Here is a 12,337-nt window from a genome sequence, read left to right on the forward strand (position 1 = left end):
AAATGTAATTTTTAGGGGTTTAGAATAATTAATAAATTTTTTATAACAATACCGTTTGAAAATGTTATTTTTCATACATTTGGTACCAAATTAAAAGCACTCATTTTATGAATTTTGACAGACAAGATTTAACAAACGAACAGTTACTAGATTTATATAAACAGTTACTAAAGCCTAGGCTTATTGAAGAAAAAATGTTGATTCTTCTTCGTCAAGGAAAGGTTTCAAAATGGTTTTCTGGAATAGGGCAAGAAGCTATATCGGTCGGTTTAACGTCGGTTTTAGACAAGGATGAGTACATTTTACCAATGCATCGTAATTTAGGTGTATTTACCTCAAGAAACATTCCTTTACATCGTTTATTTTCTCAATGGCAAGGTAAAAAGACTGGTTTTACTAAAGGTAGAGACAGAAGTTTTCACTTTGGTACACAAGAGTTTAAGCTTGTTGGGATGATATCACATCTTGGACCGCAATTAGGTGTTGCCGATGGAATTGCATTGGCCAATAAATTAAAGAAAAACGGAAAAGTAACCGCAGTATTTACTGGTGAAGGTGCAACTTCAGAAGGAGATTTCCATGAGGCGTTAAATATTGCTGCAGTATGGGATTTACCTGTATTGTTTGTAATTGAAAACAATGGTTACGGATTATCAACTCCAACTAACGAACAGTACCGTTGTGAAAACCTTGCTGATAAAGGAGTTGGGTTTGGTATGGAAAGTCATATTGTAGACGGAAACAACATATTAGAAGTGGTTCATTTAATTAGTAAATTAAAAGCTTCTATGGTTGAAAATCCTCGTCCGGTTTTACTAGAGTTCAAAACATTCAGAATGCGTGGACATGAAGAGGCGAGTGGAACTAAATATGTACCGCAAGAGTTAATGGACATGTGGGCAGAAAAAGACCCAATTGAAAACTTTAAAGAATTCTTACTTAGAACAAATGTTTTAAATGAAGAAATAGATACACAATACAGAGCTGAAATTAAAGCTGAAATAGACGAACATTGGGCAATTACTCAAGGTGAACCAGATGTTGTTGCTGATTTAACTGAAGAGTTAAATGATATGTACGAACCTTATGATTTTGAAGAGTTTACACATTCTAAAGAAGTTGAAAATATAAGAGTTGTAGATGCTATTTCTAACGCTTTAAGACAATCAATGGAACGTCATGATAACTTGGTTATTATGGGACAAGATATTGCAGAATATGGTGGAGCGTTTAAAATTACAGATGGTTTTGTAGATGCTTTTGGAAAAGAAAGAGTTCGTAATACGCCTATTTGTGAAAGTGCTGTAGTTTCCGCTGCAAATGGTTTGTCTATAAACGGACATAAAGCTATTATGGAAATGCAATTTGGAGATTTTGTTTCTACAGGATTTAATCCAATTGTAAATTTATTAGCAAAACAACATTACCGTTGGAATGAAAAAGCCGATGTTGTAGTGCGAATGCCTTGTGGAGGTGGGACTCAAGCAGGACCATTTCATTCACAAACAAATGAAGCTTGGTTTACTAAAACGCCAGGTTTAAAAGTAGTGTATCCTGCCTTTCCTTATGATGTAAAAGGTTTGTTGAATACTGCAATTAACGACCCTAATCCGGTTATGTTTTTTGAACACAAACAATTGTACAGAAGTGTTTACCAAGATGTTCCTGTAGATTATTATACGATTCCTTTTGGAAAAGCATCTTTAATTAAAGAAGGAAATGACGTTACCGTTATTTCATTCGGTGCAGGTGTTCATTGGGCTTTAGACACTTTAAATAAAAACCCTGAGATTTCAGCTGATTTACTTGATTTGAGAACCTTACAACCTTTAGATATTGATGCAATTTATGCTTCAGTAAAGAAAACAAGTAAAGTAATCATTTTAACAGAAGATACTTTATTTGGCGGTGTTGCAAGTGACATTTCGGCAATGATTATGGAAAATTGCTTTGAATATTTAGATGCTCCAGTTAGAAGAGTAGGAAGCATAGAATCAGCTATTCCATTTGTAAAAGCATTAGAAGATCAATATTTACCGAAAGTAAGATTTGAAGAAGATTTAAAAGCTTTATTGGCTTATTAATTAAATAACAATAATTAATTTTAAAAGGTATGAAGTTTTCTTTGTACCTTTTTTGTTTTAAGACTATGAAAATTTATTATTATATAATTTGCTTAGGAATTTGTTTTTCTTGCCAAAAGAAAGTATCAAGAGATACTAAAGTTGCCATACAACCCTATACAGGTTTTTCAAAAGTTAAAACAGATTCTTTGGCTAAATTGGTTGAAGATTTTTATAATGTTTCAGTTGAAGTTTTAGAAGTAAAACAAATAAATAAGTCAGCATTTATCAATACCAAATCTCCTCGATATAGAGCAGATAGTATTATTAAATTTCAGCGTAGAGATTTAGAAAAATATGATTTTATACTTGGTTTGACCAATAAAGATATTTCTACCACAAAAAGAGACAAGAATGGAGCTGTAAAAGAACCCAAATACAAATACCAAGATTGGGGAATAATGGGACTTGCTTATTGTCCTGGTAACAGTTGTATCATTTCTTCTTTTCGTTTAAAACATAAAGATGAAGCAAAATATTTTAACAGATTAAAGAAAGTTACAGTTCATGAATTTGGACATAATTTAGGCTTACCACATTGTCCTGATAAAAAATGTGTGATGACTGATGCTGTTGAAAGCATTAAAACTATAGATAATGCAGAATTGAATTTATGCTCGAAGTGTAAATCAAAATTAAACTAATTAATATTTCCACTCCACAATTGCCTTCCAAGGGTAACTTTTTTAAGAATTAACTTATTGATAATAAGTTTTTTACATTTTGTAGATGTTTTCTTTTTAAATGTTGTAACTTTAATAGATAATCTATATTTAATAACTAAACTATTATTTTTAGATTGTGTATTTTGATTCAGATAAAGTCCCCGTCCCTGAAATTTATTTGTAATTTATCTAGCTTTGGTAAATTAAAGACGAGAAATAGAATGTTAAGTCCCTTTCTAAAAGGAACTACCTTCCTTTTCTTATAATTATACAATTTAAAAAATAATAATTGTGTAACATGTTTAATTATCAAATAGATAACTTTATAGTAATAGTTTAAGTTTTTACTAAACTTTCATAAATAAGAAAATTAGTTATAACACATTTAAAGCAATGATGAATTAGAGTAGAGCTTAAATATTTGTTTATTAAAATAGAAGAATCTAAAAAATAAAAAATAAAATGAGAACTATAGCAACATTACAACAAAGTATTATAAAGATTACGACAACAATTAAACAAGAATATCCTGAACTATCAAAATTCATTGTTGAAATGCCAATGAACAATTCTGAAAATGAAGAAGTAAACTTCAAAAGTCTTGAGGGTTATTACAATTCTTTAAAAAATATTTTAAATAAATATGCCAAAACGCATGATAAAGTAAGAACCAAAGAAAAGCCTAGATCAACTGAGTATGCAGACTTGCAGGTTTATCCAGCATCTGAAGATATTTATGTGAAATTTAAGGAAGAAAAAGATTTGAATCCTGAGGATATTTCGAAAAAGAAAAAACTAAATGAGAAAGAAGCTTCGCTAAACGAAAAAGATTTTAAAACATATAGGTCTGGTAGTGATTTAGATGTTCCTGGATCAGAATTAGATGATCAACAAGAAAGTGTTGGTAGTGAAGATGAAGAAAATAACTATTATAGTATTGGTGGAGATAATCACAATGATTTAGACGAAGATAAGGGTTAAAAGCAAAAAATACACACTTAAAAAATAATATCATGATGGACAATAGCGCACATTTAAGTTTTTGGGGAATGCATTTATTATGGTGGGTTGTTTGGTTAGTTCTACTTTATTGGATTTTTGCTGTTCCTTATAATATTCCTGGTCAAAGATCGAAAAAAGACACACCACTTGATATATTAAAAAAACGTTTTGCTCAAGGAGAAATTAATAAGGAAGAATTTTTGGAAAAGAAAAAACTACTTGAAGAATAATTTTATTAGTTCGAAAAGAGCCTAATATATTAATATCCTCCATACGCTACTTTAAAAAGTTCTTATTAAGAAATGTTAGAAAATTACAAACACACTCTAAAAATACAAATATGGAATCACACTATTATAATGTAGATGTAAATTGGGAAAACAGTCGTAAAGGGATTATGTGTTCCCCAGAATTGAGAAATAAAAATGGTATTTGCATTGAAGTTGCTACACCTCCTGAATTTCCAAAAGGAATAGAAGGTATTTGGACTCCTGAGCATTTGTTTGTAGCTGCTGTTAGTGGTTGTTTAATGACTACTTTTTTAGCTATAGCCGAAAACTCTACATTGGATTTTGTAAAATTTAGCTGTGAGGCAAAAGGAAAACTAGAAATGGTTGACGGCAAACTATTGATGACTGAAATAGTACTTAAACCTACTGTAGTAATTCATGAAGAGGTACATAAAAATAAAGCCATTCGAATTATTAAAAAAGCAGAAGATTCTTGTTTGATAAGTCGCTCCATTAAGTCAAAAGTTATTACTGAAATCAATGTTTTGGTACAACCTCTTTTAATTGAAAACTAATAAAAAATTAAATCATGGAAACACAAAAAAACTTAGGTATTTGGATGGATCATGCAAATGCAGAATTGATAGATTTAAACTCTGACAAAAAGAGTCAAGTTATAGCGTCAAAATTTACTTTTGAAACTAAAGAAGAAGCTTTAAGTAGAAGTGAAAACGTTATGCACAACAAGCAACAACAAATGCATGAAGCCTATTATAAAGAAATTGCTAATACAATTTTAAAATATGATCGTGTACTATTATTTGGCCCTACAAATGCTAAAACCGAACTGTTTAATTACTTGAATGAAGATTTACATTTTAAAGGTATACAAATTGACATTGAAGCAGCTGATAAAATGACAGATAATGAAAAAGATGCTTTCGTAAAAAGCTATTTTGAAAATTAATCTGTTTTTATATTCCACATGTAAATTTTATAGAATATGTTTAGTTTAATAATTTGATTCTGCTTTTATTACTTTGTAAAACTATTATTCCTCACTTTATAAAATTTATTTTGAGAGCAATTCTTTTACCGATTTAAAAATCCATCTTTCTATAACTGCAACCGATATATTAAAAGGAGAGATTAATTGTTCTTCTGATGCGATTATTTAAGGTGTTAATTAATTGTCTATAAGTGTATTATATATTTTTTTCTTATAGAAACATGTGAAACATGTAACTTAATCCTATTATTGTGTAATACTTACTAAAGTTAATTACATCAAATTTGTACTATAAATTTATTCACCCTTTTCCCATTCAATTATGGGAAATTAAAATAAAGAAAAATGAAACAAATACTACTGATTTTTGCTGTAGCATTATTAACAGCATGTGGACCTTCTACTGACAAAGTGGATGATGAAAATTTGGAAGTGACTTCAGAAACATCTAAAAGCGTTGAAGAAGCTCAAGATTTAAATACTGAATTAGAAGAAATTGATGGAGAATTAGACTCATTATTAACCATAACAGAATAAACCATGTATAAATTATCACTTACAATCGTACTAGCTCTTGGTATAATGGCTTTCAATCAGCCTAATAAAGATAAATCTGGAAATACTGATAAGAATTCAAATTCTAAAAATACTTCTGTATTAAAAGAAAAAAATTCCTCAAAAAACAATACAATTTTTGATCAAAAACATCAAGAAAAAAAATCAGATAAAGGCAACAATAAATCGAATTCTAAAAATCATCAGAATTTCAATAAAAAAGCTAAGGGAAATTATAGTGTTTCAAAAAAAGGTAACCAAAAACATAATTCAAATAATAAAGGTAAACATAAAATGAAACATTATGAAAAAGGTCATCCTAATTTCAATTATGTTTTTGTTAATGATCATGGATATTATTCTCATAAAAATTATGGCCAATGGCGTTCTGAACAAGCAAGAAAAAAACATAAAAATTACCGTCCAAAATATGAATATGAAGCTATTGAAGGATTTGGGTTAATTAACAAACGAAACGTCTTTTTGGTTGGTGAAACAGATTATAAAATAAATCTTTTAAGAACACGTCTTATTCAAAAAAGAGAAGCCAATCAAATTACAGCTGTACAATATGACACCTATGTAAATAGAGTTGAAGTACTTGAAGAACGTAGAGCTGGTTTGAACATAAATATTAATTTATAAAGCAGTTATTTTTTTTAATAAATTGGAATTCAAATAACATTAATAAAACTAGCAGGTAAAACTTTTTATCTGCTAGTTTCTTACTTTTATAAGTATAAATAGTTAAAATTTATAATTTGTTAATATTACTAATGTATCGAATACTAAACTATTTAATTAGACGTAATTTATTCAAAACTTATAGACTAACTTGTCATTTTAATAAGTTAGTGATGTTTTTTTAAGTTGTTGTAATTTAATCACTTATAGAAATCAGCATGTGATTAATGTTTTTTTAACTAATAATAAAACAAATACCTCAGTCTAATTTTTGTTAAAGTATTATTAATGTTGTGCAATTAAATTGTGCGCAATCTATTTATGTTTTACATTTGTCTCATCAAATTGAAAACATGAAAGATCAGTTACATCTAAGCGAGCAAGTCTGCTTCCCAGTGTACGTTTTTGCAAAGGAAATTATTAACCAATATCGTCCTTTATTAGAAACGTTAGACCTTACTTATCCACAATATTTGGTAATGATGGTTTTGTGGGAACAAGAAGCACAAACGGTAAATCAATTAGGCGAAAAACTAAAACTAGACAGCGGAACTCTTACACCATTATTAAAACGAATGGAACTTAAAGCGTTTATTTCTAGAGATAGAAGTACGGTGGATGAACGTATCGTAAACATTTCCTTAACCGAAAAAGGAAAAGTCTTAAAAGAAAAAGCCTCGTGTATACCAACGCAATTAATGGAATCGATGCAAGTTTCAATGGAAGATTTAACAACATTAAAAAACATTATTACTAAAATTTTAAAAAAATAATTATGAAAACATTGTATACAACAAAAGCTACTGCAACTGGTGGTAGAAACGGACATGTAAAAAGCGAAAACGGAATTGTTGATTTTCAAGTAAGACATCCTAAAGGTTTAGGCGGCGCTAATGACGATTATGCTAATCCAGAAATGCTTTTTGCAGCAGGTTATTCGGCTTGTTTTGATAGCGCTCTTAACTTGGTAATTAAAAAAGAAGGTATTACAACCGGAACAACTACAGTAACAGCAAAAGTAAGTATTGGTTCTAATGATGCAGGAGGTTTTGGGCTTGAAGCAGAATTACACGCTACAATTCCAGGAGTATCGCTAGAAGAAGCGCAATCGTTGATTGAAAAAGCACACCAAGTTTGTCCTTATTCTAACGCAACAAGAGGAAACATGCCTGTAAAATTGACGGTTTCAAACGAATAATTAAAAAATAAAAATAAAAAAATGGCTTTAATTGAAGGTTTAAATTGGAGACATGCTGTAAAAGCATACGATTCAAGCAAAAAAGTAAGTAAAGAAAATATAGATAAAATTGTAGAAGCAGCTCGTTTAGCGCCTAGTTCTTCTGGATTGCAACCTTTCAACGTAATTGTTGTAGAGAATCAAGAATTAAAAGAGAAATTGGTACAAGGAGCTTTAAATCCAGATTGTATGAGAGACTGTACTCATGTTATTATTTTTGCTGGTTGGGATCGCTACACTGCAGAACGAATTGACAAAGTGTATGACTTTACTACACAAGAACGTGGTTTAGAAAAAGGCCGTTTTAGTAGTTATACAGATATGTTAAAGAAAATTTATTTGGCACAACCTGCTGAAGAAAACTTTGCACACATTGCAAGACAAACGTATATTTCTTTAGGATTAGCTTTAGGTCAAGCTGCTGAATTAAAAGTTGATAGTACTCCAGTGGAAGGATTTGACAACAGTGTTGTGGATGAAATCTTAGAACTAGATAAATTAGGATTAAAAAGTGTTTCTTTAATGTATGTAGGTTACGCGGACACACCAAACGATTGGATTGCTCCAATGAAAAAAGTGAGAACTCCAAAAGAAGAATTTGTAATTGAATTTAAATAATCTTTCAATAAAATAAGTAGCACCAAGCTGCATTTTATAAAAAAATCCTGAATTAAAACTTAGTTTTGATTCAGGATTTTTATTTAGATATAAATCATTTAGTTATAAAAGGAACTTATTTTTTGGAAGCATCGCGCTTTAAATCATCTAAACCCCAATGGTCTAGGCTTCTTAGAATAGGCTCTAATGATTTTCCTCTTTCGCTTAATTTGTATTCTACTTTTGGAGGAACAACAGGGAAGATTTTACGTTCTACTAAGTTATCCTTTTCAAGTTCTCTTATGGTTTGCGTAAACATTTTATTAGAAATTCCCACGACACTCTTTTGCAGCTCACCAGAACGCAATTCGCCTTCTAATAAATGAAACAATAAAAGAGGTTTCCATTTGTTTCCAATCAAAAGCATGGTATGATTTAGAGGACAATCAATATTTTTGAGCATTATTTTTAAGTTTAATTATCTGTAAATCAATAAATAACCCCTTTTGGTAACTATAGTACTTTTTAGTAAGTTATTGTCATAGTGGCAAATATAGTTTAATTTTGCATTATTAATTTAAAACAACCTAATTATGAATAATACATTTCCAAAATCGTTTTCCCATATTGGTTTAACCGTTCCCAATATAAAAGAAGCTGTAAAATTTTATTCTGAAGTAATGGGTTGGTATGTTATTATGGAACCTTCCACCGTTAAAAAAGAAGCAGAAACTGCCATTGGTCAAATGTGTATAGATGTTTTTGGTGACGAATGGGAAACATTTGAAATTGCACATTTATCTACATCAGACGGAATAGGGATAGAGCTGTTTTCTTTTCCTCATGGTGTAAAAGAAGCACCTGCTTTTAACCCGTTTAACACAGGTTTATTTCATTTTTGTATACAAGATCCAAACATAGAAGCTCTAGTTGCTAAAATTGTTGCTTATGGAGGAAAACAACGCATGCCAATCCGTTCTTATTATCCAAACGATAAGCCGTATCAAATGTGTTATGTAGAAGATCCATTTGGAATAGTATTCGAAGTGTACACACACAGTTATGAACTTACATATTCATCAGGTGCTTATGCTAAATAAGATATGTTTTATTAATTATTTTTACCTTGAGTAAAGTTTTATTGCCTTTAAAGGAAGAATGAGAAAAAGTATATTTAAAAGTGCTTAATTTTAATTAACAATAGTTAAAATTAAACACTTTTTTTATTTTTCATACAAACCTAAGCGGCTTCTAAGGTGTTTTATTTCAGTAAGTAATTGATTTTCTTTTTCTTGAAGATTTAAAATAATCTCAATACCTTCTTTATTGATGTTTAAATCGTTGTGTAAACGAATTATTTTTTCAATATATACTAATTGGTTTTTATCTAAATATTTTTGTTCTTGATGCACAACAGTTTGAATTAAACCAAACTCTTCTAAATCCTGAATAAAATTAATTTCAATTTGATATTCCTGACAAAACACGTCTACTATGATTAATTCTTGCGTCTCCATATTTATTATTTTTTGGTACCTTTAGCTAATTCATTGAATAATGCTGTTTCTTTTTCGGAAAGGTTCGTTGGAATGGCAATATTATAGGTCACATACAAATCACCAAATTGACCATCTTTTTTGTAAACAGGAAATCCTTTGCCTTTTAAACGAACTTTAGTTCCATTTTGAGTTCCAGCAGCCACTTTTAATTTCAATTTAGATTGGTTAAAATCGGAAATAGTTATATCACCACCTAAAACTGCAGTATATAAATCTAAATCATGTGTGAAAAATAAATCATTTCCAACACGTTTAAATTCAGTATTATTAAGAATAGAAAAAGTGATGTACAAATCACCATTCGGACCTTTATTAGCTCCTGGTCCACCATAATCACTAATTTTAATGGTTTGTTGATCTTCAATTCCAGCAGGAACAGTTATTCGAATACTTTTTCCGTTTACCGAAAATTCTTTTTTGTGAGTTAAAGATGCTTCTTTAATATCAATTTGCAATTGCGCTTGAATATCTTGTCCGCGATATTTTACCTGACTTCTTCGACTTCCACCACCTTGATTGCCAAACATAGAAGAAAAATAATCTGAAAAATCTTCTTCACTAAAATTACTACCTGAATACGATTGTTGCTGACCAGCATTTGCATGTTGTCTTTGTTGTTGGTGTTTTTCATGCTCTTCACCGTGTTCCCAATCTTTACCGTATTTGTCGTATTTTTTTCTTTTTTCGGGATTGCTCAGCACTTCATTAGCTTCATTGAGCTGTTGAAATTTTGCTTGTGCATCTTTATCATTTGGGTTAATATCAGGATGTAATTTTCTAGCTTGTTTTCGATAGGCTTTTTTAATTTCATCGCTAGTAGCCGTTTTGGCAACTCCTATAATTTTGTAGTAATCAATAAATTCCATAGACGATTGTATTTAACATTTTAGCGTTAAATTGCTCTTATAAATTTACGAAAAAAGTTATAACTATCATGTGAATGACAGTTATAACTTTAAATAGTTACTTTCAATATTAATGATTTATTTAAAAATTATTAAAAACATAATACTTTAATATTTTCCATTTAGTAATTCACCTCCAATACCTGATTTGGCTTCAATACCAAGTTTCTTCATCATTTCATAAGTAGTACAAACAGCTGCTGATGTAACCGGAATTCCAATTTCCTTCTGGATTAAATCTATAGCTTCTAATGAAGGCATTTGAACACAAGCAGAAACTACTAAAACATCAATTCCAGTTAAATCTAATTGTTTGTATATTTCTAATAAATTCAAAGGATCTTGAGCTGCAACTTCTAAATTATCCGGAATTTCAAGCGCAATACTTTCTTTTACTTCAATTCCTTGGTGTTCAATATAATCTACAACCATATCCGTTAACGGACGCATGTAAGGCGTAATAATAGATATTTTTTTAGCACCTAATACTTTTAAACCGTTAATTAACGCTCCAGCTGAAGTTACAATAGGAGTAGGGAAGTCGTTTGCAACCGTTTCTTGGTGTAAATTCACTTCCGAAACACAATGATAACCGCGTCCCATACTCATAATAGCAACCAAACAAGCATAACCCATTACGTCTACATGTGCATCAGATAATTCTTGAGCACATTTTAAACTCATAGCATCCATTGCTTTTAACTCTTCTTTAGTAACTTTTTTCATGCGCATTCTACTGCTGTGAAAAGTAAAGCGTTCTGGAAGTATTGCTTCTCTTGAACGGAATATTGCTGGAATTTCAGTTTCCATAGTCACATTCGAAGATGGAACTATTTGACCTATTCTATATTTTTTCATTTTAAATTTCTTTAACCGTATTTACAATTGTTCCAATATTTTGAACCGTACATTCAACCACATCTCCATCTTTTAACCATTCTTGCGGATTTCTACCAGCACCAACACCAGCAGGTGTTCCTGTTGCAATAATATCTCCAGCTTCTAATGTGAAAACTGTACTTAAATCTTCTACTAAATCATTAATATTAAACAACATGAACTGCGTATTTGAGTTTTGTTTTTCTACACCATTTACTTTTAAAGATAAATTCAAGTTATGCGGATTTTCGATTTCGTCTTTCGTTACTAAAATTGGTCCCATTGGTGCAAAAGTATCTTGCCCTTTAGAAACAATCCATTGACCAGAACGACGACAATCACGTGCAGAAACATCATTAATTACGGTATAACCAAAAACGTAATCCATTGCATCTTCTTTTGGTACATATTTACCTCTTTTTCCCATTACAACCGCTAATTCTACTTCCCAATCTAATTGGTTGGTTAATTTTCTGTTTAATAAGATTTCAGTATTTGTAGCCGTAACTGTTGTTGGTGGTTTTGAAAAAATTACCGGTTGTTGTGGTAAATCGTTAGAAGTATCTAAAGTTCTAGCACTTTCGGCAACGTGTTCTGTATAATTTAAACCAATTCCAATGATGTTTTTTCTAGGATAAGGAATAGGAGCTAAAATGGTAATAGCATCCATTGCATAGCTAATTTGAGCCAATTGCTTATCGGTAGTTTCTTCAATTAAATCGGTTATTTCAGCAATAACTTCAAACCCCATGTCAATTAATTCTAACATGTCATTTGGTAAAGGAAAATTGGATACATCTCCAAAGTCTTCCATATCAATGACTTGCTTGTTGTGAATGAACCCTAATCTCGGTTCTGAAGTTTCTGTTTTATACGTAAGTAGTTTCATTTG

17 protein-coding genes are annotated in these 12,337 nt (G+C 30.4%); 12 read left to right on the plus strand and 5 right to left on the minus strand.

What is annotated here, in order from left to right:
* The first annotated feature begins 107 nt into the window (after positions 1-107).
* The 11 genes from UXY25_RS04200 (at position 108) to UXY25_RS04250 (ending at position 8,123) form a co-directional block, all read left to right on the plus strand.
* Positions 108-2,084, plus strand: coding sequence for a dehydrogenase E1 component subunit alpha/beta (locus UXY25_RS04200; RefSeq protein WP_320814750.1), 1,977 nt, complete (start codon positions 108-110; stop codon positions 2,082-2,084).
* Positions 2,085-2,149: 65 nt separating this feature from the next.
* Positions 2,150-2,767 carry a matrixin family metalloprotease gene (locus UXY25_RS04205; protein ID WP_320814751.1) on the plus strand — a complete coding sequence of 206 codons (618 nt, stop codon included), beginning with the start codon at positions 2,150-2,152 and terminating at the stop codon, positions 2,765-2,767.
* 483 nt (positions 2,768-3,250) lie between these two features.
* Positions 3,251-3,769, plus strand: a complete 519-nt coding sequence (locus UXY25_RS04210) for a hypothetical protein (RefSeq protein WP_320814752.1) — start codon at positions 3,251-3,253, stop codon at positions 3,767-3,769.
* A 32-nt stretch (positions 3,770-3,801) separates the two neighbouring features.
* Positions 3,802-4,020: an SHOCT domain-containing protein gene (locus tag UXY25_RS04215; protein ID WP_320814753.1), complete on the plus strand. Its 219-nt coding sequence runs from the start codon at positions 3,802-3,804 to the stop codon at positions 4,018-4,020.
* A 110-nt stretch (positions 4,021-4,130) separates the two neighbouring features.
* Positions 4,131-4,595 (plus strand): OsmC family protein, encoded by a 465-nt coding sequence (locus UXY25_RS04220; protein ID WP_320814754.1) that lies wholly within the window; start codon positions 4,131-4,133, stop codon positions 4,593-4,595.
* 14 nt (positions 4,596-4,609) lie between these two features.
* Positions 4,610-4,987 carry a hypothetical protein gene (locus tag UXY25_RS04225; protein WP_320814755.1) on the plus strand — a complete coding sequence of 126 codons (378 nt, stop codon included), beginning with the start codon at positions 4,610-4,612 and terminating at the stop codon, positions 4,985-4,987.
* Positions 4,988-5,374: 387 nt separating this feature from the next.
* Positions 5,375-5,566: a hypothetical protein gene (locus UXY25_RS04230; RefSeq protein WP_320814756.1), complete on the plus strand. Its 192-nt coding sequence runs from the start codon at positions 5,375-5,377 to the stop codon at positions 5,564-5,566.
* A gap of 3 nt (positions 5,567-5,569) precedes the next feature.
* Positions 5,570-6,229: a hypothetical protein gene (locus UXY25_RS04235; RefSeq protein WP_320814757.1), complete on the plus strand. Its 660-nt coding sequence runs from the start codon at positions 5,570-5,572 to the stop codon at positions 6,227-6,229.
* Positions 6,230-6,621: 392 nt separating this feature from the next.
* A complete protein-coding gene (locus UXY25_RS04240; RefSeq protein ID WP_320814758.1) occupies positions 6,622-7,041 on the plus strand; it encodes a MarR family transcriptional regulator in 420 nt (139 codons plus the stop codon).
* A 2-nt stretch (positions 7,042-7,043) separates the two neighbouring features.
* Positions 7,044-7,466, plus strand: coding sequence for an organic hydroperoxide resistance protein (locus UXY25_RS04245; RefSeq protein ID WP_320814759.1), 423 nt, complete (start codon positions 7,044-7,046; stop codon positions 7,464-7,466).
* Positions 7,467-7,487: 21 nt separating this feature from the next.
* On the plus strand, positions 7,488-8,123 hold the full coding sequence (locus tag UXY25_RS04250) for an NAD(P)H-dependent oxidoreductase (RefSeq protein WP_320814760.1): 636 nt from the start codon (positions 7,488-7,490) through the stop codon (positions 8,121-8,123).
* Between the two features lie 115 nt (positions 8,124-8,238).
* Here UXY25_RS04250 and UXY25_RS04255 read toward each other — a convergent pair whose 3' ends face one another.
* Positions 8,239-8,565, minus strand: coding sequence for a helix-turn-helix domain-containing protein (locus tag UXY25_RS04255; protein WP_320814761.1), 327 nt, complete (start codon positions 8,563-8,565; stop codon positions 8,239-8,241).
* Positions 8,566-8,695: 130 nt separating this feature from the next.
* Between UXY25_RS04255 and UXY25_RS04260 the strand changes: the two genes are divergently transcribed.
* Positions 8,696-9,202: a VOC family protein gene (locus UXY25_RS04260; RefSeq protein ID WP_320814762.1), complete on the plus strand. Its 507-nt coding sequence runs from the start codon at positions 8,696-8,698 to the stop codon at positions 9,200-9,202.
* Positions 9,203-9,325: 123 nt separating this feature from the next.
* Here UXY25_RS04260 and UXY25_RS04265 read toward each other — a convergent pair whose 3' ends face one another.
* The 4 genes from UXY25_RS04265 to UXY25_RS04280 form a co-directional block, all read right to left on the minus strand.
* Complete coding sequence (locus tag UXY25_RS04265) at positions 9,326-9,619, minus strand: chaperone modulator CbpM (protein ID WP_320814763.1); 294 nt, start codon at positions 9,617-9,619, stop codon at positions 9,326-9,328.
* 5 nt (positions 9,620-9,624) lie between these two features.
* Complete coding sequence (locus UXY25_RS04270; RefSeq protein ID WP_320814764.1) at positions 9,625-10,527, minus strand: J domain-containing protein; 903 nt, start codon at positions 10,525-10,527, stop codon at positions 9,625-9,627.
* Positions 10,528-10,674: 147 nt separating this feature from the next.
* A complete protein-coding gene (locus UXY25_RS04275) occupies positions 10,675-11,424 on the minus strand; it encodes an Asp/Glu racemase (protein WP_320814765.1) in 750 nt (249 codons plus the stop codon).
* A 1-nt stretch (position 11,425) separates the two neighbouring features.
* Positions 11,426-12,334: a fumarylacetoacetate hydrolase family protein gene (locus UXY25_RS04280; protein ID WP_320814766.1), complete on the minus strand. Its 909-nt coding sequence runs from the start codon at positions 12,332-12,334 to the stop codon at positions 11,426-11,428.
* Between the last annotated feature and the right edge of the window lie 3 nt (positions 12,335-12,337).

Origin of the sequence: Flavobacterium sp. (genome assembly GCF_034111225.1) — a bacterium.
Classification (GTDB): Bacteria; Bacteroidota; Bacteroidia; order Flavobacteriales; family Flavobacteriaceae; genus Flavobacterium.